The 24,635-nt window shown below is 69.8% G+C and carries 22 protein-coding genes; 17 read left to right on the top strand and 5 right to left on the bottom strand.

Features of this window, described 5'->3' with window-relative positions:
* Positions 1 to 115: 115 nt before the first annotated feature.
* Positions 116 to 919, top strand: coding sequence for an IclR family transcriptional regulator (locus H537_RS0124855; protein WP_029000006.1), 804 nt, complete (start codon positions 116 to 118; stop codon positions 917 to 919).
* A 4-nt stretch (positions 920 to 923) separates the two neighbouring features.
* On the opposite strand, the gene H537_RS0124860 is transcribed toward H537_RS0124855, so the two are convergent.
* The 4 genes from H537_RS0124860 to H537_RS0124880 form a co-directional block, all read right to left on the bottom strand.
* Positions 924 to 1,940 (bottom strand): universal stress protein, encoded by a 1,017-nt coding sequence (locus H537_RS0124860; protein ID WP_029000007.1) that lies wholly within the window; start codon positions 1,938 to 1,940, stop codon positions 924 to 926.
* A gap of 617 nt (positions 1,941 to 2,557) precedes the next feature.
* Positions 2,558 to 3,517 (bottom strand): IS5 family transposase, encoded by a 960-nt coding sequence (locus H537_RS0124870; RefSeq protein WP_029000008.1) that lies wholly within the window; start codon positions 3,515 to 3,517, stop codon positions 2,558 to 2,560.
* Positions 3,518 to 3,579: 62 nt separating this feature from the next.
* On the bottom strand, positions 3,580 to 3,819 hold the full coding sequence (locus H537_RS0124875; protein ID WP_029000009.1) for a DUF2789 domain-containing protein: 240 nt from the start codon (positions 3,817 to 3,819) through the stop codon (positions 3,580 to 3,582).
* Positions 3,820 to 3,866: 47 nt separating this feature from the next.
* Positions 3,867 to 4,388 carry a pyridoxamine 5'-phosphate oxidase family protein gene (locus H537_RS0124880; protein ID WP_051243223.1) on the bottom strand — a complete coding sequence of 174 codons (522 nt, stop codon included), beginning with the start codon at positions 4,386 to 4,388 and terminating at the stop codon, positions 3,867 to 3,869.
* Positions 4,389 to 4,527: 139 nt separating this feature from the next.
* Here H537_RS0124880 and H537_RS0124885 point away from each other — a divergent pair, with 139 nt between their 5' ends.
* The 6 genes from H537_RS0124885 (at position 4,528) to H537_RS0124910 (ending at position 11,286) form a co-directional block, all read left to right on the top strand.
* Entirely contained in the window at positions 4,528 to 5,403 is an 876-nt protein-coding gene (locus H537_RS0124885) for an alpha/beta hydrolase (RefSeq protein ID WP_029000011.1), read from the top strand.
* A 120-nt stretch (positions 5,404 to 5,523) separates the two neighbouring features.
* The gene (locus H537_RS0124890; protein ID WP_029000012.1) at positions 5,524 to 7,776 is read left to right on the top strand and encodes a PAS domain S-box protein; all 2,253 of its coding nucleotides are present in this window, start codon (positions 5,524 to 5,526) and stop codon (positions 7,774 to 7,776) included.
* A gap of 119 nt (positions 7,777 to 7,895) precedes the next feature.
* On the top strand, positions 7,896 to 8,732 hold the full coding sequence (gene kynA, locus H537_RS0124895; protein ID WP_043459950.1) for a tryptophan 2,3-dioxygenase: 837 nt from the start codon (positions 7,896 to 7,898) through the stop codon (positions 8,730 to 8,732).
* A gap of 227 nt (positions 8,733 to 8,959) precedes the next feature.
* The gene (locus H537_RS0124900; RefSeq protein WP_029000014.1) at positions 8,960 to 9,697 is read left to right on the top strand and encodes a hypothetical protein; all 738 of its coding nucleotides are present in this window, start codon (positions 8,960 to 8,962) and stop codon (positions 9,695 to 9,697) included.
* 139 nt (positions 9,698 to 9,836) lie between these two features.
* A complete protein-coding gene (locus H537_RS49680; protein WP_051243224.1) occupies positions 9,837 to 10,868 on the top strand; it encodes a tetratricopeptide repeat protein in 1,032 nt (343 codons plus the stop codon).
* A complete protein-coding gene (locus tag H537_RS0124910) occupies positions 10,861 to 11,286 on the top strand; it encodes a hypothetical protein (RefSeq protein ID WP_084150929.1) in 426 nt (141 codons plus the stop codon). Before H537_RS49680 ends, H537_RS0124910 begins: the two co-directional genes overlap by 8 nt.
* A 57-nt stretch (positions 11,287 to 11,343) precedes the next feature.
* On the opposite strand, the gene H537_RS0124915 is transcribed toward H537_RS0124910, so the two are convergent.
* A complete protein-coding gene (locus tag H537_RS0124915; protein ID WP_029000017.1) occupies positions 11,344 to 12,489 on the bottom strand; it encodes a branched-chain amino acid ABC transporter substrate-binding protein in 1,146 nt (381 codons plus the stop codon).
* A 173-nt stretch (positions 12,490 to 12,662) separates the two neighbouring features.
* Here H537_RS0124915 and H537_RS0124920 point away from each other — a divergent pair, with 173 nt between their 5' ends.
* From H537_RS0124920 to H537_RS0124965, 10 genes are all read left to right on the top strand, one after another.
* Entirely contained in the window at positions 12,663 to 15,014 is a 2,352-nt protein-coding gene (locus H537_RS0124920; protein ID WP_029000018.1) for a bifunctional salicylyl-CoA 5-hydroxylase/oxidoreductase, read from the top strand.
* Positions 15,011 to 15,796: an SDR family NAD(P)-dependent oxidoreductase gene (locus H537_RS0124925; RefSeq protein ID WP_029000019.1), complete on the top strand. Its 786-nt coding sequence runs from the start codon at positions 15,011 to 15,013 to the stop codon at positions 15,794 to 15,796. The genes H537_RS0124920 and H537_RS0124925 overlap by 4 nt, the downstream gene beginning before the upstream one ends.
* Positions 15,793 to 16,362, top strand: a complete 570-nt coding sequence (locus tag H537_RS45390) for a MarR family winged helix-turn-helix transcriptional regulator (protein ID WP_051243225.1) — start codon at positions 15,793 to 15,795, stop codon at positions 16,360 to 16,362. The genes H537_RS0124925 and H537_RS45390 overlap by 4 nt, the downstream gene beginning before the upstream one ends.
* Positions 16,359 to 17,210 (top strand): enoyl-CoA hydratase family protein, encoded by an 852-nt coding sequence (locus H537_RS0124935; protein WP_029000020.1) that lies wholly within the window; start codon positions 16,359 to 16,361, stop codon positions 17,208 to 17,210. Before H537_RS45390 ends, H537_RS0124935 begins: the two co-directional genes overlap by 4 nt.
* A gap of 12 nt (positions 17,211 to 17,222) precedes the next feature.
* A complete protein-coding gene (locus H537_RS0124940; protein ID WP_029000021.1) occupies positions 17,223 to 18,413 on the top strand; it encodes an acyl-CoA dehydrogenase family protein in 1,191 nt (396 codons plus the stop codon).
* Positions 18,414 to 18,426: 13 nt separating this feature from the next.
* A complete protein-coding gene (locus H537_RS0124945; RefSeq protein ID WP_029000022.1) occupies positions 18,427 to 20,034 on the top strand; it encodes an AMP-binding protein in 1,608 nt (535 codons plus the stop codon).
* 65 nt (positions 20,035 to 20,099) lie between these two features.
* The gene (locus H537_RS0124950) at positions 20,100 to 20,492 is read left to right on the top strand and encodes a RidA family protein (RefSeq protein ID WP_029000023.1); all 393 of its coding nucleotides are present in this window, start codon (positions 20,100 to 20,102) and stop codon (positions 20,490 to 20,492) included.
* A 158-nt stretch (positions 20,493 to 20,650) separates the two neighbouring features.
* Entirely contained in the window at positions 20,651 to 21,793 is a 1,143-nt protein-coding gene (locus H537_RS0124955) for a TRAP transporter substrate-binding protein (RefSeq protein ID WP_029000024.1), read from the top strand.
* 91 nt (positions 21,794 to 21,884) lie between these two features.
* Positions 21,885 to 22,511: a TRAP transporter small permease subunit gene (locus H537_RS0124960; RefSeq protein ID WP_029000025.1), complete on the top strand. Its 627-nt coding sequence runs from the start codon at positions 21,885 to 21,887 to the stop codon at positions 22,509 to 22,511.
* Positions 22,511 to 24,517 (top strand): TRAP transporter large permease, encoded by a 2,007-nt coding sequence (locus H537_RS0124965; protein WP_029000026.1) that lies wholly within the window; start codon positions 22,511 to 22,513, stop codon positions 24,515 to 24,517. Before H537_RS0124960 ends, H537_RS0124965 begins: the two co-directional genes overlap by 1 nt.
* Positions 24,518 to 24,635: the final 118 nt, after the last annotated feature.

Genomic DNA, 24,635 nt, shown 5'->3' on the forward strand with positions numbered 1-24,635 from the left:
AATGAGTTTGTCTATAACGAACGCGTTTGCAGTTTAGAAGCTTCGTTTGTTCATTGCAAACGCATTTGCATAGGAAAACTCTGATGTCTGGAGGGGAGCCGATATGGTTCAAGCCATGAGCGGCCAGGAAGAGGGCGGCCAGCGGGCGGTGCAGTCCGTGGAGGTCGGAGGGCGCCTGCTGCTGGCGCTGGGGGGGCATCCGGCCCCGATGTCGCTGAAGGACCTGGCCGCGCGCGCCGGCCTGCCCTCGGCGCGGGCGCATCCGTACCTGGTGAGCTTCTGCAAGCTGGGGCTGATCGAGCAGGACCCGACCACGGGCCATTACGCGCTGGGCCCGGCCGCGTTGCAGCTGGGCCTGACCTGCCTGCACCAGCTGGACCCGATGCGGGTGGCGGGTCCGGTGGCGGAGCGGCTGGCGGAGTCCACGGGCTACGCCGTGGCACTGGCGCTGTGGGGCAACTTCGGTCCCACGGTCGTGCGCATGATCGAGGCGCGCCAGCCGCTGCTGGTGGCGATGCGGGCCGGCACGGTGATGTCGGTGCTGCACACGGCCACCGGCCGCGCCTTTGCCGCGGCGCTGCCCGCGGAGCGCATCGCTTCAGCCATGGCGGGCGCGCTGGGCGACCCGGCGCGGCCCGCCGTGCAGCTCACGCCGCAGGAAGAGGGGCTGGTGCGGCAGGCGCGCGAGGACGTGCGGCTGCACGGCGTGGTGCGGGCCGAAGGCCGTCCGATTCCCAACGTCAACGCCTTCAGCGCCCCGGTGCTGGACCACGAGGGTCAGGCGGTGCTGGTGATCACGGCGCTGGGCCACCAGGAGGACCTGCCGGTGGACTGGGATTCCGCCGCCGCCCGGGCGGTGCGCGATGCCGCGCTGGAGATGTCCAGGCGGCTGGGCTGGCGGGGAGACTGGGCCGCCTGATGCGTCAGTGCGGCACCCAGCGCGCGATGCGCGTGAAGAGCTTGCGCAGGTCCTCGGCCTCGTAGCGGCCCAGGCCCGGGTCGTCGTTGGCCTTGAAGGCCTCGGCGATCTCCTCCCAATCCTCTTCGAGCAGGTGCTCGCGCGCCAGCGTCAGCAGCGGGCCTTCCTCCAGCTTCATGTGCGCCCACACCGCCTCGGCGAAGGTCTGCACCGTGTCCTGCAGCCCCGTCAGGGCCTCGGGCGCGCCGGCGGCGCAGCGGTCCGCCAGCCGTGTCAGCCGCCGCACCGTTTCGTACTCGACTTGGTGCTGGCGCTCCAGCTCGGCCAGCAGCGCCTGCGCCGCGGGATGGCGCTGCAGCAGCCGCACGTGCAGGTGGCGCTCCTCTTTGGGATGGTGCAGCCGCTCGGGGAAGTCGCGCAGGTACTGCAGCATGGGCCGCAGCGTGGCCACGTCCAGCCGCCCGCCCTGGCGCGCCTCGTTGGCCAGGGCCTGCAGGCTCTTGACCACCACGGCCATTGAGCGGTGCTCGTCCACCAGCGCCGTGATGGCACGCTCGGCTGCCGTCAGTGGCTCGTCGCGCTCGCTGCGCGTTACCAGCACCGGCACGCGCGACTGGCGCAGCACCTTCTCGGTCTGCGAGCCGTACACCCAGGTGCGCGGGCCGTGCAGCGCGTGCGAGGCCATCACGACTAGGTCGCAGCCGAGCTCCTCCACCGCTTCCAGGATGGCCTGTGCCGGCCGGTCCGTGACCTTGGCGTGGCCGGCGCAGGGCACCTGCAGCGCGCCGGCCTCGGCCATGGCCTTGCCCAGCACCGCGGCGCTGTCTCCCTGGGCTTCCTGCGCGAACCAGGCCGGATCGAGCTCGCGCAGCAGCGCGCCTTCGCCGGTGCCGCCATAGTCGGCTTCGGCGTGAAGGAAGGTGATGCGTGCTCCCAGCAGTTGGGCAAGCCGCACGGCCTGCGAGATGTTCAGGGTGGACAGCGCGGTGCCATCCACCGGCACGAGCAGGTGGGAATACATGGGAACCCGGTACTTGTACAAACCCACAGTGTGGCTGCTCGCGCGGCCTCGGCGCTGGATCAGCCTCAAGCCGGGCCGGATGTCCCCCGCCCCGGAGCCGGAGCGCGTGATCTCTGCACGGGGGGCTGTCGCGCCGGGCGGACGCCCGGCGTGGGGGCGTCAATAACCTTCCAACGCCTTGTCGTCCATCAGCAGCGTGTAGAGCACGGTGCCTGTGGCACCGGCCAGGACGCTGCATCCAACCCAGAGAAGCAGTGACCAGCTCATCGTGTGTCTCCAGTGACTTGGTCCGATGACTATGTGAGCGCGCCGTGACCGGATCGTGACGGCGCGCCGTCTTCCAGAAGACGTAAGCCGCTGCCCGCGGCGCAGTGAGCCAGCGGCCTGTCCAACGCATCCGACCCGCCCAACGAAAACGCCGCCAGACTTGGCGGCGTCCAATTAGAAAAAACCGCGCTAAGGCAACGCTGAACAAGTTGTTGATTCAACGAGCCAATGATCCGTGATCCCGTAATGCGGAATGGACGCTATTCAGGCGCGTGATTTTCATGCGAACTGTCGCTCAATCACCGCCATCGCTGCCTTGCAGCCGCCCATGGCACCCATTTTGGGCGCACTCATGCCACGTACGCCCGGGCTAGGTAAATGTTGGCCAGACCCAGCGCGACGAACGAGCGCGTGGCGTTCTTGGCCAGCCCGCGGTAGCGCACCTTGGTGAATCCCCATAGCCGCTTGACCACAGCGAAGACATGTTCCACCCGGGCACGGACCTTGGACTTGTTGCGGTTCTTCGAGCGCTGGACCTCTTCGTTCTCCACGCCCTTGCGCACGCGCTGGTTGGTGAAGTCCTTGGCCTGCGGCGCTCTGGCCTGGATCAGTGCCTTCTGGCTGGCGTAGGCGCTGTCGCCGTAAACACGCCGCTCGTTGCCGTGCAGCAGCTGCGGCAGCGGATGCTTGTCGTGCACGTTGGCCGCCGTCACCACGGCGCGGTGCGCCAGCCCAGTGCGGCTGTCCACGCCGATGTGCAATTTCATGCCGAAGTGCCACTGCCTTCCCTTGCAGGTCTGGTGCATCTCAGGGTCGCGGGCCTTGTCGGCGTTCTTCGTCGAGCTCGGCGCACCAATGATGGTGGCGTCCACGATCGTGCCGGTGCCCAACTTTAGGCCACGGGCCTGAAGCACTTGGCCGACTGCAGCAAACAGCTGCTCGCCCAACTCGTGGCGTTCCAGCAGACGGCGAAACTTCAGCAGCGTCGTGCCGTCGGGCACGCGCTCTCGGCCCAGGTCGATGCCCACAAAGCGGCGCAGCGCCGTGCTATCCAGCAGCGCCTCCTCGCAGGCATCGTCGGCCAGGTTGAACCAGTGCTGCACGAAGTACATGCGCAGCATGCGCTCCAGCCCGATGGGTGGGCGACCGCTGCCTGCCTTGGGGTAGTGCGGCTCGATCACCGCGCACAGCTCCTGCCACGGCACGATCTCTTCCATCATCGCCAGGAACACGTCGCGCCTGGTCGGACGACGGTAGCGCTCGAATCCGGCTTCCTGGTCAGCGGCCATGGCAAGGGTCTGTTGCTTCATGCTGCGGCACCGTACCAGCCACCCCTGTTACGGACCTTATTCAGCTTTGCCCTAAGTGCTTGTCACGGCTCGGTATGCAGCAGCACGTTGAGCTGGTCCACCAGCGGCGCCCAGTCGGCGTCGTCGTGGAACTCCTCGTTCAGGAACTGCGCCTGTGCGGGGCTCCAGAAGGGCGCGTCCGCCAGCCGCATCTCCTGCGGTAGCGGGCGGTGCAGCTCGATGAAGCGCTCGATCTCGCCGTGCCCGCTGGGCAGGCCGAGCTGGTCGAAGAGGTCTTTCAGGGCGTGGTTGGGAAGTTCCATGCGTTGTCGCCTTTCGCGTGCCGGAGGGGGGAACAGCTGCCTGCGCTTCAGTGCATGCGGACTTCGCCGTAGTCGCCCATGTCCTTGGGCGGCTGGCCCGTGGCGGCCGCGCGCGCCATCTTGTAGAGCTGCACCAGCTTGCTCTCGTGCACGTCCCAGTACTCGGCATGAGTGATGCGCACGCGCACCAGCGCGACGTCCGCGTCGTCCGGGCCGTTGGGGAACCAGGCCTGGGTGGCGGTGTTCCACAGCGCGTGGCGCAAGGCCGGGTCTTCCACCGCTTCGGCCAGGCCCGAGACCGAGACGTAGGTGTCGCTGGAAGGGTTGGCGTAGGCGACGTTCACCTGGTGCTCGCGCTGCAGGTCGGCAAAGGGCTCGCTGCTGCGCGACATGAAGAAGAACAGCGCGTCGGCCTCGTCGTCGCGGCGGTTCTGCGTGGTCATCGGGCGGGAGTGCAGATGGCCGTTCTCGTGCCGCGTGGTCAGCATGCCGAAGCGCATGTCCTTGATCAGCTCCCAGAGCTTGGCGATGTCGTTGCTTTCCGGGGTAGAAGGTTGTTGGCTGCCCATGTGCTTGCTTCCTTGTCTTGTTCGGGGTTGTCTGAGGGCCGGTGGGCCCGGGAACCACCCTCGGCAAGGCCCATTCCCGCCCCCGGGCCGGCGCCGCACCCAGGCCCGGCCGACTCGTGCCTCACAGGAGCCTTTCCATATGACCAGCACCCTCTCGCCGCTGTACCGGGACTTCCGCACCCAGGACGAGATCGATCGCCAGTACAACCCTTCGCTGCTCGTGTCGGACCCCGGCGCCGAAGCGCGCCACTACGCTGAGGCCAGCCGCCGCGCGCGCGAGCAGCGGCCTTGCGTGCTGGACCTGCCCTTCGGCCCGACGCGGGCGGAGACGCTGGACATCTTTCCCGCCACGCAGCCCGGCGCGCCGGTGTTCGTCTTCTTCCACGGCGGCTACTGGCGCTCGTTCAGCGCCGCCGACTTCAGCGGCGTGGCGCTGGGGCCGCAGGCGCTGGGCATCACCACGGTGGTCGTGAACTACGCGCTGTGCCCGCGCGTGAGCCTGGACGAGATCGTGCGCCAGGCGCGCGCGGCCGTGGCCTGGGTGCTGCGCCACATCGGCGAGCACGGCGGCGACCCGGGGCGGCTGGCCATCGGCGGGCATTCGGCCGGCGCGCACCTGGCGGCGATGTGCCTGCTCACGCCCTGGGAGCGCGACTACGGCCTGCCGGACAACCCCTTCACGGCGGCCTTCCTCGCCAGCGGCCTGTACGAGCTGGAGCCGCTGCGCTGGAGCTACCTGCAGCCGATGATCCAGCTCGACGACGGCGTGATCCGCCGCAACTCGCCCGCGCGGCAGGTGCGCCGCTGCGGCACGCACGCCTGGGTCGCCTGGGGCGCGCTGGAGTCGGCCGAGTTCGCGCGCCAGTCGGCCGCCTTCGCCGAAGCCTGGCAGCACGCCGGCAACCCGGTGGAGCTGCAGCCGGTGGAGCAGGCGCACCACTTCTCCGTGATCCACGGTCTGGAAGACCCCGCGGGCGCAGCCAGCCGCTGGCTGGCGCGGGCCCTGGGCGTGTGAAGCGCGGCCGGAGCGTTTGCGCGCCGCAGCCTTCGTGACTTATTGGGCGCTTCACGGCCGTGCGCCGGATCGGCCCGGCGGGCGGGCGCCCTACGCTGTCCGGTTTCACTCGCCACGCCTATGCCCAACGCCCCGTCCCCGCCCGGGCCGCCGCCACCTCAGTGTGGCAGCGGCGAGCCGCCTGGCGGCAGCCCGGCCGGCGGGACGGCCGCGGCGCCTGGCGAGCGCTTTCGCGCCCTCGTCGATGCGCTGCCCAACCTGGCCTTCGAGACCGACGCCCATGGCGCCATGCGCTGGTGCAGCGCGGGCTGGGAACGCTTCACGGGACTGGCGGCCTCCGGGCTGAACGGGCAGGGCTGGCTGCGGGTGGTGCACCCGCAGGACCTGGCCACGCACGCGGCCGAATGGGCGCAGCGGTTGGGCAGCGGCGTCGCCTTCAGCGTGCGCCGGCGCCTGCGCCGCCATGACGGCCCGTGGCGCTGGCACCTGGTCCAGCTCGTGCCCATGCCCGACGCCGCGGGCCGCCAAGACGGCTGGGTCGGCTCCGCCACCGACGTGGACGAGATGCTGGCGGCCGAGCATGCGGCGCGGGCGCAGGTGGAATCCATGCTCGGGGCCATCAGCGACGCCTTCTATGCGCTGGACCGCGAGTGGCGCTTCAGCTACGTCAACGACCGCGCCCTGGCGCTGCTGGGCGTGGCGCGCGAGGCGCTGCTGGGCCGCGTGGTGTGGGAGGCCTACGCGCCCGTGCTGGGCACGGTCGTCGAGCACGAGTACCGGCGCGCCATGGCGCAGGGCGTGCCGGTGGCCTTCGAGATCCACTACCCGCCGCTGGGCATGTGGTTCGACGTGCGGGCCTTTCCCAGCCCGCAGGGACTGGCGGTGTATTTCCAGGACGTCACGGCGCGGCGCGAGGCGGCCGAGCGGCTGCGCACGAACGAGCAGCTGCTGCAGGCCATCTTCGATGCCGCGCCGGTGGGGCTGGTGGTGGCCGAGGCGCCTTCGGGGCGGCTGGTGAAGGGCAACCGGCAGATCGAGCGCATCCTGGGCCATCCCGTGATGGCCGTGGATGGCGTGCAGGACTACGGCGCCTATGCCGCCCTCCACCCGGACGGCACGCCGCTGCTGCCCGGCGAGCACGTCATGGCGCGCGCGCTGGCGGGCGAGGGGCGGCCGGAGCTGGAGCACCTGTACCAGCGGCCCGATGGCCACCGCGCCTGGATCCGCGTCGTCGGCGCGCCCATCCGCGACGGCACCGGCGCGGTCACGGGCGCGCTGGTGGTGCTGGACGACATCGACGACAAGCGCCGCGCGCTGGAGTCGCTGCAGGAGCGCACCCGGCAGCTCGCGCAGGCGCAGCTGCGGCTGGACATGGCGCTGGCCGCGGGGCGCATGGGCGTGTGGGAGTGGCTGCCGCAGGCCGGCGAGTCGCGCTGGAACCGCGAGATGTTCGAGCTGCTGGGCCTGCCGGTGTCGCCCGGTGGCGTGGTGGCGAGCGAGGCCTTCCTGTCGCGGGTCCATGCCGAGGACCGCCCGCTGCTGGACGCGGCGCTGGCGCGGGCCCTGGACACGGGCGGCAGCTTCGAGCTGGAGTTTCGCCTGCACTGCGCCGATGGCCGGCAACGCTGGGTGCTGGGCCGCGGCCAGGCGGTATGCGGTGAGCAGGGCGAGGTGCAGCGCATGGTGGGCGTGAACCTCGACATCACGGCACAGAAGGCGGCGCAGGCCGCGCTGGCCGAGGCGCTGCAGGCCCGGGAGGTGCTGCTCTACGAGCTGAACCACCGCGTCAAGAACAACCTGCAGATCGTCAGCTCGCTGCTGTCGCTGCAGTTGCGCAGCGTGCGCGACGCGGACGCGCGCCGCGCCATCGAGCAGGCCGGCGCGCGCGTGGGCGTGATGGCGCGGCTGCACCTGGAGCTCTACCAGTCCGGCCGCCACGGCGAGCTGGATCTCGCGCGCTGGCTGCGGCGCCTGGCGCAGGACCAGCTGCGGCTGCTGGGCCAGGGCCGCGCCATCGCGCTGGACTACCAGGCCGACACCACGCTCTCGCTGGCGGTGGACCAGGCGGTGCCGCTGTCGCTGATGGTGTCGGAGCTGCTGAGCAACGCGCTGAAGTACGCCTTCCCGGACGGCCGCGGCGGCACGGTGCGGCTGCAGCTGCGCCGCGCCGGGCAAGGCGTGCAGCTGCTGGTGGCCGATGACGGCGTGGGCCTGCCGCCGCAGCTGGACCCCGAGACCGGCACCGGGCTGGGGCTGCGCATCGTGCAGGCGCTGGCGGGGCAGATCGACGCGCGGCTGGAGCTGCTGGAGCGCCGCGCCGGCGTGGCCTTCCGCATCGAGCTGCCGATCGCGGGCGAGGCCGCCGCCGGCTGACGCCGGGCACGCGCGCCGGCCGCGTTGCCGGCACCCGCGGCGAGGGCCAAGATGTTTGCGGCGGTGCCAACGATGGCGGGGCTTCTCCCGGCCGGGGGCCGCCGCACGGGAGGCTGACCATGAGCACCGAACGCATCGTCACGGAGGAGGGCGCCCAGCTCGACTTCAGCCGCGCCATGAGCTATGGCGACTACCTGCACCTGGACGAGGTGCTGAGTGCGCAGCACCCGCTGTCGCCCTCGCACGACGAGATGCTCTTCATCATCCAGCACCAGACCAGCGAGCTGTGGATGAAGCTGCTGCTGCACGAGCTGGACGCGGCCATGGACTGCGTGCGGCGCGACGAGCTCAGCCCCGCGTTCAAGATGCTGGCGCGGGTCACGCGCATCCTGGAGCAACTGGTGAGCGCCTGGACGGTGCTCTCCACCATGACGCCGCCGGAGTACAGCGCGATGCGCCCCTTCCTGGCCAGCTCCAGCGGCTTCCAGAGCGCGCAGTACCGCTGCATCGAGTTCGCGCTGGGCAACAAGAACGCGGCCATGCTCAAGCCGCACGCGCACCGCGCGGAGCTGATGGCGCGGGTGGAGGCCGCGTACCGCGCGCCCTCGCTCTATGACGAGTCCCTGCGGCTGATGGCCCGGCGCGGCCTGGCGGTGCCGGCCTCGCACCTGGAGCGCGACTGGACGCAGCCTTACCAGGCCGATCCCGGCGTGGAGGCGGCGTGGCTGGAGGTCTACCGCGACCCGACGCACCACTGGGAGCTGTACCAGCTGGGCGAAAAGCTGACGGACCTGGAAGACGCCTTCCGGCTCTGGCGCTTCCGCCACGTCACGACGGTGGAACGCATCATCGGCTTGAAGCGCGGCACCGGCGGCACCGGCGGCGTGAGCTACCTGCGCAAGATGCTGGAGGTGGTGCTGTTTCCGGAGCTGTGGCAGTTGCGGACGGATTTGTAGGCGCGCGGTACCGGTACGGCCTCCCAGGACAACTTGCCTACGGGCTCGTGTCAAAGCTCCTGGTCAAGCGCTTGTCACGTCTCCCTACACTGACTCGTCAGCAGGGGCACGAGGCCGGGGGCTTCATCGATCCGGTGAACGAGCCGGCAACCGCACAAGCCGCGGTGGCCTGAACAGGCAACGCGATGACGCATGGGGAGCGCAATGGTCGAACACCGTGCAACTGCATGGCATTCGATCACCCAGCCGCCGAAGGGCCGCCCACGGCGGCGGTGAAGGCGTTTCGCATTCGCCGACAAGACGTTGTCCGCTTTTTCTGGAGGAGCGACATGAACGGAACGATTGCGCGCAGGGTGTCAAAGCGTGGCCTGGGATGGCTGGCCGCGGTGTTTCTGGGAGCTTCGCTGACGGGTTGCGCAACCAGGGAGCTCAATGCCAAGGCCTTTCAGGCGCTGCCCATACAAGTCCCGGGTGTGAGGATCGTGTACGAGAACGCTCGGCTGGTGTCCGAACGGCCGGATTATTACCAGCCCACGCGCGACCGGATCGTCGAGCTTTTGAACCACTCCGTCGAAACGCAAATGCCCCAGACGCTGCGCGCGGCCGGGATCGAATCCGTCTTCGCCAGTGTCAAGCTGGGAGAGCGTGTGGACTGGAGCACGCCGGCCCTGGCTTCCGCCCGCGCCGACTGGCCCGTTCTGCTTGTCACGCCGCTCGGCGCGTTAAAGGTATGTGCAGGCAGCGGCTGCTCGCACCAGCTGCGCGTGCGGCTGACCCTGGCCAAGGAAGTGGACAACCAGAAGTTGCAGGCGCTCTGGATCACGGACATCGAAGAGCCGTACATGGTCAGCGCGTTTGCCTACCAGGCGCGGTATGACGAGCTGGCGCAGCACATGAACAAGGCCGTGCTAAAGGCAGTCGTGCCTCTGAGGACAGCCGTGACTGCGGCCACCGCACCGCATTGAATTTCTTCGGCACCATGGGAAAGGCCTGTGTTTCACCCCGCCAGCGCCAGCGTGCTGGACCTCGGTGCCGGTGAAGGTTGCACGGGTAGGCCGTGGCTTGAGTGGCCTGGATGGATTTCAACCTGGAAAGTTGATTTGAATGCTTTTGCCACTTCGCCGCCTCGCCCAGGCCTTGATTTTCCTGGGCTGCTCGCTCCTGAACGTTCATGCCCAGGGAATCAACCCGCTGCCCAAATACGGCACCCTGCCCAAGAGTGAAGCGGAGCGGGCAGCGGACGCGAAACTCCTGGAAGCCGTCGATCGGCAATATGAGGGAAATCGAAAGAAGGCCTCCGAAGATGCCGCCGCCTGGGGCTGGCGGGCGTTCAGGCGGAAACAGTATGAGGAGGCCATGAGGCGTTTCAACCAGGCTTGGCTTCTGGACCCCTCCAACGCCCAGGCCTTGTGGGGCATGGGCTCGGTCCAGGGCACCGCCGGCAGGCACCGGGAAGCACTGCAACTGTTCGATGAAGCCGCGCCCGCGCTGGAGCAGGACATCGACTTTTCAGTGGACCATGCGCGAACCCAGGCGATGGCCGCGGTACGGGAGCGGGACGCGGCTGCCTTGCAGCGGGCGCTCGAACGCTTTGCCGCCATTCATGCCCGGGCGCCGCAGCACACGCTGAACCTGCAGAACTGGGCCATGGCGCTGTTCGCCAAGGGCGACCTTGCCGGCGCATGGGAAAAGGTCCAGTGGGCGGAAGCCACCCCGGGCCGCGCGGCGCTCGACCAGCGCTTCATCTCGGATCTGCAGTTCGCCATGCCGCGGCCCGCATCCGGAACCGGCAGCGACAAGCCGGCCGATGCCGTGGCGCCTTCACCGGTCCAGGCGGCGGCGCCCAAGGAGCCGAGGCCCCCGCAGCTGTGGTCCGGCCACAAGCTTTTGCCGGTTTCTCTGGAGGCCTGTGCCGAAAAGGCGCACGCCGCGCTGACGTCGCTGGGATATGCCAACGTCATCCAGAAGGGCCCTTTCAGCTACGGAAACCTCAAGGGAAACCGGGCCAGCGTCAAATGCGTGGAAATCCCGTCCGGCGCCCTCGTTTACTTTGCGGTCGCGGGCCGGGACAGGGACGCCGTTGGAACACTGAGAAATGACATCGCCAAAGCGCTGCAGGGGACGAACGATGAATAGAGGCCTGGTGCTGCTGGCGAGTGCCTTCTGGGTTTGCCTTGCCGGCGCGTCGGCGCTGTCCGAAGCCGACACGGGTACTTACGTCATACTCGACCGCGCCAAGAATCCCACCGACATGTTCTACCGCCTGTCCCGCAGTGGCGACAAATGGGTCATGGAGGGCAAGAAACCTGGCGGCCGGTGGGCCAATATCAGCTGTGATGCCGGCTGTGAGTACCGGACCAGCACGGAGGCGGAAATCAAGCAGTATTTTCCTGCCGACCAACGGGCCAGTCTGGATTTCGCGTGCATCCAGAACATGGCCCAGGCGTTTTGCCGCTACCTCACCAAGGAAAATCCCAACAAGGGCGGCTACGTGGTCGTCGCGCTCGTCACCGGGCAGCCCATTCCAGTCCTGGTGCGGCGCGTTCCGTCGTGAGGGGCGACGCGGCCCACGGCCGCGTCGCCACTTGGCTGCCCGCCTGGGCGGCAACGGTCAGAACGAGGCAATCGCCTCCGGCTGCCCGCTCTTGAAGCCGTACACGCTCACGGGCGAGGTCTTCAGGTCGTGCTTCTCGGTGAAGGAATACTCGCCGGCCACGCCCTTGTAGCTGCCCTTGGCGAGGGCCTCGGCCACCTTGCCCGGGTCGGTGGAGCCGGCCTTCTGCATCGCGTCGGCCAGCAGCATGGCGCCGTCGTAGAAGGCGGCGGCGTAGGTCAGCGGGTCGCGGTTGTAAGCCGCCTTGTACTTGCTGGCGAAGGCGCGCCCGGTGTCGGCCTTGCCCAGGATGGTGCCGGCCTGCGCGCACAGCACCTTGCCGTCAGCGAGATTGCCGCTCAGGCGCGCGGTCTCGGTGGCGCAGATGCCATCGCCGCCCAGGAGCTTGGCCTGCACGCCCAGCGACACCATCTGGCGCAGCATCGGGCCGCCCTGCGCGGAATAGCCGCCGAAGAACACGGCGTCAGGCTTGGCGCTGCGGATGGAGGTCAGGATGGGCGTGAAGTCCGTGGCCTTGTCGGTCGTGAACTCCTGCTTGACGACGTTCAGGCCCTGGCGCTTGGCCTCGGCCATGAACTCCTGCACCAGGCCCTGGCCGTAGGCGCTGCGGTCGTCCACCACCGCCACGTTCTTGATCTTCATCTCCTTGGCGGCATAGACCGCCATGGCCGAGCCCAGCTGCACGTCGTTCACGCCGATGCGGAACAGGCGCGGATAGCCCAGCTCGGTGATCTTGGGGTTCGAGCCCACGGTGAGCATCACCATGCCGGCCTCGTTGTAGACACGCCCGGCGGGGATGGCGACGCCGGAGTTGTACGGGCCGACCACGAACTTCACCTTGCTGTCGGCGAGCTTCTGCGCCACGGCCACGCCCTGGCGCGGGTCGGCGCCATCGTCTTCCGGCACGACCTCGAAGGTGACTTTCTGGCCGCCGACCTGCACGCCCTTGGCGTTGAGTTCCTTGACGGCCAGCAGCAGGCCATCGCGGTTGTCCACGCCGTAGGCCGACTGCGGGCCCGACAGCGGGCTGCTGAAGCCGATCTTGACGACTTCCTGCGCCTGCGCGGCGAAGGAGGCCGCGGCCAGGGCCACGGGCACGAGCGCCGCGGCGACGCGGCGCGAGAGGGAAATGGGCTTCCTCATGAGATGCGATGTGGTTGAGCTTCTGTTTGAAGCGGGGCCGACATTGTGGCTCCGCGCCGCGCTGCCACCCAGCGGGACAAGGGTCTCCACTTGCTTGACGCCTAAAGTATTGAAACCTAAATTGCCCCGCACCGGCCCTCAGGGGTCACCGTCGTTGAACGGAGGCGTGGCGCATGAAGATCGCGTGCATCGGCGGCGGACCCGCGGGCCTGTACTTCGGGTTGCTGATGAAGCGGCTCAACGCCGCGCACGAGGTCAGCGTCATCGAGCGCAACCGCCCCTACGACACCTTCGGCTGGGGCGTGGTGTTCTCCGACGCCACCATGGAGAACATGCGCCGCTGGGACCCCGCCAGCGCCGCGGCCATCGAGGAAGCCTTCAACCACTGGGACGACATCGAGCTGCGCTTCAAGGGCCGGCGCATTCGCTGCGGCGGCCACGGCTTCGTGGGCATCGGACGTAAGCGCTTGCTCAACATCCTGCAGGCGCGCTGCGAGGAAGAGGGCGTGCGGCTGGTGTTCGAGCGCGAGGTGGAGTCCGACGCCGAGTTCGCCGATGCCGACCTCATCGTCGCCAGCGACGGCATCAACTCGCGCATCCGCGCGCGGCACGCGCAGCACTTCCAGCCCGACATCGTCACCCGCCCCAACCGCTTCATCTGGCTGGGCACGAAGAAGCTCTACGACGCCTTCACCTTCGTCTTCGTGCGCACGGAGCACGGCTGGTTCCAGGCCCACATCTACAAGTTCGACCGCGACACCTCCACCTTCATCGTCGAATGCCCTGAAGCGGTGTGGCGCGCGCACGGGCTGGACCGGGCGGACACGGCGCAGTCCATCGCCTTCTGTGAGCAGCTGTTCGCGGAGAACCTGCAGGGCGAGCCGCTCATGAGCAACGCGCGCCACCTGCGTGGCTCGGCGTGGCTGAACTTCCAGCGCGTGAGCTGCGCCCACTGGTGGCTGCGCAACCCGCAGGGCAGCCACGTGGTGCTGATGGGCGACGCGGTGCACACGGCGCATTTCGCCATCGGCTCCGGCACCAAGCTCGCGCTGGAGGATGCGATCGAGCTCGCGCGGCAGTTCCAGCAACTGGGCGACACGCCGGCGCACATCCCCGAGGCGCTGGAGCGCTGGCAGGAGGCGCGGCGCGTCGAGGCGCTGCGGCTGCAGAACGCGGCCTGGAACGCGATGGAGTGGTTCGAGGTCTGCGGCGAGCGCTACTGCGACCAGCTCGAACCCGAGCAGCTCATGTACTCGCTGCTCACACGCAGCCAGCGCATCAGCCACGAGAACCTGCGCCTGCGCGACAAGGCCTGGCTCGAGGGCTACGAGCGCTGGTTCGCCGCGCGTGCCGGCGTGCAGCGCGACCCAGAGCTGCCTGCCGTGCCGCCCATGTTCACGCCCTTCAGCGTGCGCTCGGTGAGCCTGAAGAACCGCGTCGTCGTCTCGCCCATGGCCCAGTACTCGTGCGCGGACGGCGTGCCGGGCGACTACCACCTGGTGCACCTGGGGGCGCGGGCCATGGGCGGCGCCGCGCTGGTGTGCGCGGAGATGACCTGCACCAGCCCCGCCGCGCGCATCACGCCCGGCTGCCCGGGGCTGTGGAACGACGCGCAGGGCGCGGCCTGGCAGCGCATCGTGGAGTGGGTGCATGCCAACACCGACGCGAAGATCGCCATGCAGCTGGGCCACGCCGGCGCCAAGGGCTCCACGCGCCGTGCCTGGGACGGCATCGACCTGCCGCTGCCCGACGGCGGGCCGGAGCCCAACTGGCCCCTGGTCAGCGCCTCGCCGCAGCAGTACCTCGCGGGCGTCAGCGCCTGGTCGCGCGCCATGACGCGGGAGGAAATGGACCGGGTGCGGGAGGACTTCGTGGCCGCCGCGCGCCGTGCCGCGCGGGCCGGCTTCGACTGGCTGGAGCTGCACTGCGCGCACGGCTACCTGCTGTCCTCCTTCCTCTCGCCGCTGAGCAACCGGCGCGAGGACGACTACGGCGGCACGCTGGAGAACCGGCTGCGCTACCCGCTGGAGGTGTTCCGCGCGGTGCGCGCCGTCTGGCCGGAGCACCTGCCGATGTCGGTACGCATCTCCGCACACGACTGGGTGCCGGGCGGCAACACGCCGGCGGAGGCAGTGGCGATCGCCAAGGCCTTCAAGGCCGCCGGCGCGGACCTGATCGACGTGTCCTCGGGGCAGGTGAGCAAGGAGGAGCACGTCATCTTCGGCCGCATGTTCCAGACGCCCTTCGCCGACCGGGTGCGGCAGGAGGCGGGCATCGCCACCATCGCGGTGGGCGCGATCAGCGAGGCCGACCACGTCAATTCCATCATCGCCGCCGGCCGTGCCGACCTGTGCGCCGTGGCGCGTCCGCACCTGGCCAACCCGGCCTGGACGCTGCTGGAGGCGGCCAAGATCGGCTTCACCGAGGTGGCGTGGCCCAGGCAGTACCTGGCGGCCAAGCGGCAGCTCGAATCCAACCTCGCGCGCGAGAAGGCGGCGGCCCAGGCCGCGCCGGGGCGTTCATGAGCGCCGCCCTGCCGCTGGCCGGGCGCCATGCGCTGGTCACGGGCGCGGGCCGCGGCATCGGCGCCGCCATCGCGCACCGGCTGGCGGTGGATGGCGCGACGCTGACGCTGCTGGGCCGCGGCCGGGACGCGCTGCAGGCGCTGGCCGAGGCGCTGCCGACCACGGCGCATGCGCGCGTGCTGGTGTGCGACGTGGCCGATGCCGAGGCGGTGGCGCAGGCCTGGCGCACGCTGCAGGAGGAGGGCGCCGCGGCGGTGGACATCCTGGTCAACAACGCCGGCCAGGCCGCCAGCGCGCCCTTCGCGCGCACCAGCGACGACTTGTGGCAGCGCATGCTGGCGGTGAACCTCAACGGCACTTTCCACTGCGCGCGCGCGGCCTTGCCGGCGATGCTGGCGGCGGGCTGGGGGCGCATCGTCAACGTTGCCAGTACCGCGGGGCAGCGCGGCTATGCCTACGTCGCCGCCTACGCCGCGGCCAAGCACGGCGTGATCGGCCTCACGCGCTCGCTGGCGCTGGAGGTGGCGGCCAAGGGCATCACCGTCAACGCCGTGTGCCCGGGCTTCACCGAAACGGATCTGCTGCGCGAGAGCATCGCCAACGTGGTGAACACCACCGGGCGCGACACGGAAGGCGCGCGCGCCGAATTCACGCGCCACAACCCGCAGGGCCGGCTGGTGCAGGCCGAGGAGGTGGCGGATGCCGTGGCCTGGCTGTGCACGCCGGCGGCGCGAAGCATCAACGGGCAGGCCATTTCGGTCAGCGGGGGAGAAGTGATGTGAGCAAGGCTCGACACTTCAAGCTGGTGCATTCCCTGGGCGACGAGGGCATAGGCCGCGAAGCGCGCGCCGCGCCGGACGACCACGCCGCGCTGCGGCTGTGGCTGCGGCTGCTGTCGTGCAGCACGCAGATCGAGCAGGAGATCCGGCTGCGGCTGCGCCAGCGCTTCGGCACCACCTTGCCGCGCTTCGACTACCTGGCGCAGCTGGAGCGCCACCCCGAGGGGCTGCGCATGAGCGCGCTGTCGCGCTACCTGATGGTCACCGGCGGCAACGTCACCGGTGTGACCGACCAGCTCGCGGCCGATGGCTACGTCGAGCGCGTGCCCGATCCGCAGGACCGGCGCTCGCTGATCGTGCGGCTCACGCCGCAGGGGCGCGAGCAGTTCCTGGCCATGGCCACGGAGCACGAAGGCTGGCTGGTCGAGATGTTCCGCGGCTTCGAGTCCGCGCACCGCGACACCCTCTACGAGCTGCTGGGCCGGTTGCGGCTGCACCTGGCCGGCCAGGACGTGCCCGCGGCCGACACCGCATCCACCCGCGCCGCCGCGCGCAAGGAGCGCCGATGAGCAAGCAGATCCATCCCGTCCTGGCCGCGGGCAATCGGCTGGCGCTGGCCGGCTACCAGGCCACGCACGTGCTGTGGGAGGTGCAGGAGGGCGTCGCCACGCTCACGCTCAACCGCCCCGAGCGCAAGAACCCGCTGACCTTCGAGTCCTACGCCGAGCTGCGCGAGCTCTTCGGGCAGCTGAAATACGCCACCGACGTGCATGCGGTGGTGGTCACCGGTGCGGGCGGCAACTTCTGCTCCGGCGGCGACGTGCACGACATCATCGGGCCGCTGGTGGACCTGCCCGCGCCGGAGCTGCTGCTGTTCACACGCATGACCGGCGACGTGGTGAAGGCCATGCGCGGCTGCCCGCAGCCGCTCATCGCCGCGGTGGACGGCGTGTGCGCCGGCGCCGGGGCCATCGTCGCCATGGCCAGCGACCTGCGGCTGGGCACGGCGCGCTCGAAGACGGCCTTCCTGTTCAACCGCGTCGGGCTGGCGGGCTGCGACATGGGCGCCTGCGCGCTGCTGCCGCGGATCATCGGCCAGGGCCGCGCCAGCGAGCTGCTCTACACCGGCCGCAGCCTGGGCGGCGAGGAGGCCGAGCGCTGGGGCTTCTTCAACCGCCTGGTGGCGCCGGAAGCGCTGCTGGAGCAGGCGCTGGCGCTGGCGCGCGAGCTGGCCGCCGGCCCCACCTTCGCCAACGGCATCACCAAGACCATGCTGCACCAGGAGTGGTCCATGGGCATCGAGCAGGCGATCGAGGTCGAGGCCCAGGCGCAGGCGATCTGCATGGCGACGCAGGATTTCAGGCGCGCCTACGAGGCTTTCAGCCAGCGCACCCGGCCGGTGTTCAAGGGCGACTGAAGGACGCAAGCCATGGACCACGCGCAGCACCTGGACTGGCCCTTCTTCGAGCCGCACCACCGCACGCTCGCGCGCGAGCTGGACGCCTGGTGCGTGCAGCAGCTGCCGCGGGGCCACGAGGGCGACGTGGACGCCCAATGCCGCGCGCTGGTGCGTGCACTGGGCGAGGCCGGCTGGCTGGCCCATGCCGTGGGCGGGCGCGCCTGGGGCGGCGCGCGCGACGTGATCGACACGCGCGCGCTGTGCCTGCTGCGCGAGACGCTGGCGCGCCACCACGGCCTGGCCGACTTCGCCTTCGCCATGCAGGGCCTGGGCTCGGGCGCCATCACGCTGGCGGGCACCGAGGCGCAGAAGGCGCGCTGGCTGCCGGAAGTCGTGGCGGGCCGCGCCATCGCCGCCTTCGCGCTGTCGGAGCCCGAGGCCGGCTCGGACGTGGCGGCCATGAGCTGCGCGGCGCGTGCCGAGGGCGACGAGTACGTGCTCGACGGCGAGAAGACCTGGATCTCCAACGGCGGCATCGCCGACTTCTACGTGGTGTTCGCGCGCAGCGGCGAGGCGCCGGGCGCGCGCGGCATCTCCGCCTTCATCGTCGAGGCCGGCACGCCGGGCTTTCACATCGCCGAGCGCATCGAGGTCATCGCGCCGCACCCGCTGGCGCGGCTGCGCTTCGAGGGCTGCCGCGTGCCGGCATCGCAGCGCCTGGGGGCGCCGGGCGAGGGTTTCAAGCTGGCGATGCGCACGCTGGACGTGTTCCGCACCTCGGTGGCCGCCGCGGCGCTGGGCTTCGCGCGCCGGGCGCTGGAGGAGGCGCTGCGCCGCACGACCGTGCGCAAGGTCTTCGGCGGCGTGCTGGCCGACCTGCAGCTCACGCAGTCCAAGCTGGCGTTGATGGCCACCACCATCGACAGCGCCGCGCTGCTGACCTACCGCGCCGCCTGGCAGCGCGACCAGGGCCGCGGCGTCACGCGCGAGGCGGCGATGGCCAAGCTCGCGGCCACCGAGGGCGCGCAGCAGGTCATCGACGCGGCGGTGCAGCTCTGGGGCGGCCAGGGCGTGGCCAGCGGCGTGACGGTGGAGCGGCTCTACCGCGAGATCCGCGCGCTGCGCATCTACGAGGGTGCCTCGGAGGTGCAGCAACTGATCATCGCGCGCGAGCTGCTGCGCGAGGAAACGGCCGCCAAGCCGCCAGCTTCAAGCCATTGACGGGAGCTCATCCATGCCCAGTGCCCACGTCGACACCTTCGCCCGCGACCGCCTGCCGCCGCCCGCGCTCATGCCAGAGTTCGTGTTCGAGCTGCCGGAGCTGCAGTTTCCGGCGCAACTCAACTGCGCCTGGGAGCTGCTGGACCGCCACGTGGCCGAAGGCCGCGGCGAGCGCGTGTGCATCCGCGCGCCCGGGCTGATCTGGACCTACCGCGACCTGCAGGAGCAGGCCAACCGCATCGCCCACGTGCTGGTGCGCGAGCTGGGGCTGGTGCCGGGCAACCGCGTGCTGCTGCGCGCGCCCAACAATCCCATGCTGGCCGCCTGCTGGTTCGCGGTGATCAAGGCCGGCGGCATCGCGGTCACCACCATGCCGCTGCTGCGCGCCAAGGAGCTCAAGGCCGTGCTCGACATCGCGCAGTGCAGCCACGCGCTGTGCGACCGCTCCCTGGCCCAGGAGCTGGAGGCCGCGGCGCAGGCCTGTCCGCAGCTGCACCACCGCTGCTACTTCAACGGCCATGGCCCGCAGGGGCTGGAGCACGCGATGCAGCAGCAGTCCGCGCGCTTTGCCAACGTGGACACCGCCGCGGACGACACCTGCATGCTGGCCTTCACCTCCGGCACCACCGGTGTGCCCAAGGCCACCATGCACTTCCATCGCGACGTGCTGGCGGTGTGCCGCTGCTGGCCGGCGCACCTGTTGCGAGCGCAACCGGACGACGTCTTCATCGGCAGCCCGCCGCTGGCCTTCACCTTCGGCCTGGGCGGGCTGCTGCTGTTCCCGCTGTCCATCGGCGCCAGCACCGTGCTGCTGGAGAAGGCCGCGCCCACGCAACTGCTCGAAGGCATCCGCGACTTCAAGGCCACGGTGCTGTTCACCGCGCCCACGTCCTACCGCGCCATGGTGGCCCACGGCGCGGCGCTGCACGGATCGGCGCTGCGCAAGTGCGTCTCGGCCGGCGAGGCGCTGCCGGCGTCCACGCGCGAGCAGTGGCGCGAAGCCACCGGGCTGGAGATCATCGACGGCATCGGCACCACGGAGCTGCTGCACATCTTCATCTCTGCCGACGAAGCGCATGCCCGGCCCGGTGCCACCGGTACCGTGGTGCCGGGCTACCGGGCCGAGGTGGTGGACGACGAGGACCACCCGCTGCCGCCGGGCAGCATTGGCCGCCTGCGCGTGAAAGGGCCCACGGGCTGCCGATATCTCGCCGACGAGCGCCAGGCCGGCTACGTGCGCCAGGGCTGGAACTACACCGGCGACGCCTACTCGATGGATGCGGACGGCTACTTCCGCTTCCACGCGCGCACCGACGACCTGATCGTCAGCGCCGGCTACAACATCGCCGCGCCGGAGGTGGAGGAGGCGCTGCTGCAGCACCCGGCCGTGGCCGAGTGCGGCGTGGTGGGCGTGCCCGATACCGAGCGCGGACAGCTCGTCAAGGCCTTCGTGGTGCTGCGTCCGGGGCACCAGGGCGACGCGGCGATGGTGCGCGCGCTGCAGGACTTCGTGAAGCGCGCCATCGCGCCCTACAAGTACCCGCGCGCCATTGCCTTCCTCGAAGCGCTGCCGCGCACGGCCACGGGCAAGCTGCAGCGCTTCAGGCTGAAGGTGGAGTAGGCCCAGCGCCGGATTTCGCTGACGTGACGTGCCTTTTCGAATGACAACCCTCCGGGAGCTTCCAGATGCCTGCAATCCTTCCCCCCGGCTGGCCACGTCCCCGCGGCTATGCCAACGGCGTGGCCGCGAGCGGACGGCAGCTGTTCGTGGCCGGCATGGTCGGCTGGGACGCGCAGCAGCGCTTCACGAGCGACGACTTCGCGGCCCAGGCGGTGCAGGCGCTGCAGAACATCGTGGCCGTGCTGCAGGCCGGCGGCGCGACGCCGGCGCACCTCGTGCGCCTGACCTGGTACGTCACCGACAAGCGCGAGTACCTCGCCGCGCTGCCCACCGTGGGCCGGGCCTTCCGCGAGCTCATCGGCCACTACGACATCGCGATGACGGCGGTGCAGGTGGTGGCGCTGATCGAGGACCGCGCCAAGGTGGAGATCGAGGCCACGGCCGTCGTGCCGGACTGAACCCGGCCTTGCCGATTTGGCGCCGTTTGGCAAGCCTTGTTTGCCACTTTTAACACCCGGGCTTGCACCAGTTGCAGCAGTGGTATGACAACTTTGATAGTGCAGCAGCTTTTTCTGGTCAGCGCTTTGCGCATTTCCATCACAAAGGAGACAGCCCCATGAGCCAGCAACCGAAGCAGGCGGCCCCGCGCCGCGGTTTCCTGAAGAAAGCCGTTGCCACCTCGGTGGGGACGGGGGCGTTGGCGGCACCGGCGGTGTCGCGGGCGCAGACCACCACGCTGCGCTTCCAGAGCACGTGGCCGGCCAAGGACATCTTTCACGAGTACGCGCAGGACTTCGCCAAGAAGGTCAACGACATGGCCGGCGGGCGGCTCAAGATCGAGGTGCTGCCCGCGGGCTCGGTGGTGCCGGCGTTCCAGATGCTCGACGCGGTGAGCAAGGGCACGCTCGACGGCGGCCACGGCGTCATCGCCTACTGGTACGGCAAGAACTCCGCGCTGGCGCTGTGGGGCTCGGGCCCGGCCTTCGGCATGGATCCGAACATGGTGCTGGCCTGGCACTACTACGGCGGCGGCAAGGCGCTGGTGGAGGAGATCTACAAGAGCCTGAACCTGGACGTGGTGTCGTTCATGTACGGCCCGATGCCCACGCAACCGCTGGGCTGGTTCAAGAAGCCCGTGGCCAAGGTCGAGGACATGAAGGGCCTGAAGTTCCGCACCGTGGGCCTGGCGGTGGACGTGTTCACGGAGCTGGGCACGGCCGTCAACCCGCTGCCCGGCGGCGAGATCGTGCCGGCGCTGGACCGCGGGCTCATCGACGCGGCGGAGTTCAACAACGCCTCCTCCGACCGCGTGCTGGGCTTCCCCGACGTGGCCAAGAACTGCATGCTGCAGAGCTTCCACCAGAGCGGCGAGCAGTTCGAGATCCTGTTCAACGGCGCCAAGTACAAGGCGCTGCCGACGGAGCTCAAGGCCATCATCGACTACGCGGTGCAGGCCGCCAGCGCCGACATGAGCTGGAAGGCCATCGAGCGCAACTCGCGCGACTACGAGGAGCTCAAGAAGGCCGGCGTGAAGTTCTACAAGACGCCCGACGCCATCCTGCGTGCGCAGCTCGCCGCCTGGGACAAGGTGATCGAGAAGAAGGCCGCCGAGAACCCGATGTTCAAGCGCGTGCTCGACTCGCAGCGCGCCTTCGCACAGCGCGCGGGCCAGTGGCAGAGCGACTACCTGGTGGACTTCAAGATGGCCTACAACCACTACTTCAGCCGCGGCGCCGGCCAGCAGCCCAAGAAGGGCTGAACCGGCTGAGGAAGTTCCCAGGAAAGGGCGCCCCGGGGGCGCCTTTTCCTTGTCCGCTTATTCGCACGCATCGCGCGCGTTGGGAGTTCGCATGCAGAAGGCGCTGCTGGCGGTGGACCGCTTTTCCACCTTCATCGGCAAGACGTTCGCCTGGACGGCGGTGGGGCTCACGCTGCTCATCAGCTGGGAGGTGTTCAGCCGTTACGCGCTCAACAAGCCCCATGCCTGGGTGCTGGATGCGCAGATCATGCTCTACGGCACGCTGTTCATGACCGCCGGGGCCTACACGCTGTCCAAGAACGGCCACGTGCGCGGCGACGTGCTCTACGGGTTCTTCAAGCCGCGCACGCAGGCGGCCATCGACCTGGTGCTGTACGTGATCTTCTTCCTGCCCGGGATCGTCGCGCTGACCTGGGCCGGCTGGCACTTCGCGCAGGAGTCGCTGGCCATCCGCGAGCAGACCTTCTCCGCCGACGCGCTGCCGCTGTACCCCTTCAAGTTCATCATCCCGCTGTCCGGGGCGATCCTGCTGCTGCAGGGGCTGGTGGAGATCGTGCGCTGCGTCATCTGCCTGCGCGAGGGCCAGTGGCCCTCGCGCGACGAGGACGTGGAGGAAGTGGACGTGGACAAGCTCAAGGAGATGGTCCAGGTCAAGGACACCGACATCGACGCGCTCGACCGGCCGCTGCCGCCGGCGCAACGCCAGGAGGGCGCGTGATGAAGCTGCGCAAGGAACTGTGGTTCGGCTTCAGCCTGATGGCGCTCATCATCGCCGGGGCCGTGGCCATGCTGGTGGGGGCGGAGCGCGTCACCCCCGGCCACATCGGGCTGCTGATGCTGTCGCTGGTGGTGGTGGCGATCATGCTGGGCTTTCCCACCGCCTTCACGCTCATGGGCATGGGCATGCTCTTCACCTGGCTGGCCTATGAGCGCGACACGACGCGCACGCTGGACCTGATGGTGCAGTCGGCCTACAAGGTGATGGCCAACGACGTGCTCATCTCGATCCCGCTGTTCGTGTTCATGGGCTACCTGGTCGAGCGCGCGAACCTGATCGAGAAGCTGTTCAAGAGCCTGCACCTGGCGCTGGCGCGGCTGCCGGGCTCGCTGGCGGTGGCCACGCTGGTGACCTGCACGCTCTTCGCCACCGCCACCGGCATCGTCGGCGCGGTGGTCACGCTCATGGGGCTGCTGGCGTTGCCGGCGATGCTGCGCGCGGGCTACTCGGTGTCGCTGTCCGCCGGCGCCATCACTGCCGGTGGTTGCCTGGGCATCCTGATTCCGCCCTCGGTGCTGCTGATCGTCTATGGCGCCACGGCCGGCGTGTCGGTGGTGCAGCTCTACGCCGGCGCCTTCTTCCCCGGGCTGATGCTTGCGGGCCTGTACGTCCTCTACACCGTCTTGGTGGCCAAGCTCCGGCCCGCGATGGCGCCGCCGCTCAGCGCCGAGGAGCGCGCGGTGGCGCTGCCCGTGCCGCTGGTGCAGGTGGGCGCGGCGCCGCAACGCCACGCGGTGACGGGGCTGATGGCGGCGGTGAAGGGGCAGCGCAACCACGGCGTGCCCATGGGCTACCTGGCGCGCCAGAGCGTGGTGATGTTCCTGCCGGCGCTGGTGTTCGCGGCGGCGGCGCTGCTGAGCTACGAGATGGTGACGCGGCCCCTGGCCCTGGAAGAGTCCTCGGGGCTGCAGGAGATCGGCGCCGGCTCCCCGTCCGAGGAGAGCAGCAGCGGTGGCCTGGCCGAGCCGCCCGCCGACGGTGGCCTGCAGGAGCCGCCGGCCGACGGTGACGGCCTGCGCGAGCCGCCCTCGGGCGGTGGCCTGCAGGAGCCCCCGGGTTCCGCCGGCCTGGCCGAACCGCCGGGCGCCGGCGGGGTGCAGGAGCCGCCCGGCGCCGCGGCCGTGGTGCCGCCGGGCGACGCGGGCAGCGCCTCGGCCCCGGCGGCCGAGCGCGAGGCTGCCGCGTCGCGTCCCGCGCCGCAGAGCTTCTGGATCGCGCTGGCCGTGGGCGCCGCGGCGCTGGCGCTGTACTACGCGCGGCTGAACTTCGCGCGGCTGGAAATCTTCAAGATGCTGCTGGCCAGCTTCTTCCCGCTGCTGATCCTGATCCTGGCGGTGCTGGGCTCCATCGTCTTCGGCCTGGCCACGCCCACCGAGGCGGCGGCGGTGGGGGCGCTGGGCGGCGCGCTGCTGGCGGCGGCCTACGGGCGGCTGAACCTGGACGTGGTCAAGGAGTCGGTGTTCCTCACCGCCAAGACCAGCGCCATGGTGTGCTGGCTGTTCGTGGGCTCGGCGATCTTCTCCGCCGCCTTCGCGCTGCTGGGCGGGCAGGAGCTGGTGGAGCAGTGGGTGCTGGGCATGAACCTCAGCCGCACGGAGTTCCTGCTCCTGTCCCAGGTGATCATCTTCATCCTGGGCTGGCCGCTGGAGTGGACCGAGATCATCGTGATCTTCATGCCCATCTTCATCCCGCTGCTGGACAACTTCGGCGTCGATCCGCTGTTCTTCGGCCTGCTGGTGGCGCTGAACCTGCAGACCGCCTTCCTGAGCCCGCCGGTGGCCATGAGCGCCTTTTACCTCAAGGGCGTGGCGCCGCGGCACGTGACGCTGAACCAGATCTTTGCTGGGATGATGCCCTTCATGGGCATCCAGGTCGTGGCCATCGTGCTGCTGTACCTGTTCCCGGGCATCGGCATGTGGCTGCCGCAGCAGCTCTACGGGCGCTGACGCGCGCCCGCGCCGCGGGGCGGCTTGTGCCGCCGCCCCGCGGCCCCATCTCAGGCAGTGAAGGCTGTCGGCACTTGGGCCGTCCACGACGATCCGGGGGTCCGGCAGCACAAAACAC

The organism is Azohydromonas australica DSM 1124, assembly GCF_000430725.1.
GTDB lineage: Bacteria > Pseudomonadota > Gammaproteobacteria > Burkholderiales > Burkholderiaceae_C > Azohydromonas > Azohydromonas australica.

Excerpts from the sequence above, each read along its gene's own strand:
- H537_RS0124855 (WP_029000006.1), top strand. The coding sequence starts at position 116 with ATGAGCGGCCAGGAAGAGGGCGGCCAGCGGGCGGTGCAGTCCGTGGAG.
- H537_RS0124860 (WP_029000007.1), bottom strand. The coding sequence starts at position 1,940 with ATGTATTCCCACCTGCTCGTGCCGGTGGATGGCACCGCGCTGTCCACC.
- H537_RS0124870 (WP_029000008.1), bottom strand. The coding sequence starts at position 3,517 with ATGAAGCAACAGACCCTTGCCATGGCCGCTGACCAGGAAGCCGGATTC.
- H537_RS0124875 (WP_029000009.1), bottom strand. The coding sequence starts at position 3,819 with ATGGAACTTCCCAACCACGCCCTGAAAGACCTCTTCGACCAGCTCGGC.
- H537_RS0124880 (WP_051243223.1), bottom strand. The coding sequence starts at position 4,388 with ATGGGCAGCCAACAACCTTCTACCCCGGAAAGCAACGACATCGCCAAG.
- H537_RS0124885 (WP_029000011.1), top strand. The coding sequence starts at position 4,528 with ATGACCAGCACCCTCTCGCCGCTGTACCGGGACTTCCGCACCCAGGAC.
- H537_RS0124890 (WP_029000012.1), top strand. The coding sequence starts at position 5,524 with ATGCCCAACGCCCCGTCCCCGCCCGGGCCGCCGCCACCTCAGTGTGGC.
- kynA (WP_043459950.1), top strand. The coding sequence starts at position 7,896 with ATGAGCACCGAACGCATCGTCACGGAGGAGGGCGCCCAGCTCGACTTC.
- H537_RS0124900 (WP_029000014.1), top strand. The coding sequence starts at position 8,960 with ATGGCATTCGATCACCCAGCCGCCGAAGGGCCGCCCACGGCGGCGGTG.
- H537_RS49680 (WP_051243224.1), top strand. The coding sequence starts at position 9,837 with ATGCTTTTGCCACTTCGCCGCCTCGCCCAGGCCTTGATTTTCCTGGGC.
- H537_RS0124910 (WP_084150929.1), top strand. The coding sequence starts at position 10,861 with ATGAATAGAGGCCTGGTGCTGCTGGCGAGTGCCTTCTGGGTTTGCCTT.
- H537_RS0124915 (WP_029000017.1), bottom strand. The coding sequence starts at position 12,489 with ATGAGGAAGCCCATTTCCCTCTCGCGCCGCGTCGCCGCGGCGCTCGTG.
- H537_RS0124920 (WP_029000018.1), top strand. The coding sequence starts at position 12,663 with ATGAAGATCGCGTGCATCGGCGGCGGACCCGCGGGCCTGTACTTCGGG.
- H537_RS0124925 (WP_029000019.1), top strand. The coding sequence starts at position 15,011 with ATGAGCGCCGCCCTGCCGCTGGCCGGGCGCCATGCGCTGGTCACGGGC.
- H537_RS0124935 (WP_029000020.1), top strand. The coding sequence starts at position 16,359 with ATGAGCAAGCAGATCCATCCCGTCCTGGCCGCGGGCAATCGGCTGGCG.
- H537_RS0124940 (WP_029000021.1), top strand. The coding sequence starts at position 17,223 with ATGGACCACGCGCAGCACCTGGACTGGCCCTTCTTCGAGCCGCACCAC.
- H537_RS0124945 (WP_029000022.1), top strand. The coding sequence starts at position 18,427 with ATGCCCAGTGCCCACGTCGACACCTTCGCCCGCGACCGCCTGCCGCCG.
- H537_RS0124950 (WP_029000023.1), top strand. The coding sequence starts at position 20,100 with ATGCCTGCAATCCTTCCCCCCGGCTGGCCACGTCCCCGCGGCTATGCC.
- H537_RS0124955 (WP_029000024.1), top strand. The coding sequence starts at position 20,651 with ATGAGCCAGCAACCGAAGCAGGCGGCCCCGCGCCGCGGTTTCCTGAAG.
- H537_RS0124960 (WP_029000025.1), top strand. The coding sequence starts at position 21,885 with ATGCAGAAGGCGCTGCTGGCGGTGGACCGCTTTTCCACCTTCATCGGC.
- H537_RS0124965 (WP_029000026.1), top strand. The coding sequence starts at position 22,511 with ATGAAGCTGCGCAAGGAACTGTGGTTCGGCTTCAGCCTGATGGCGCTC.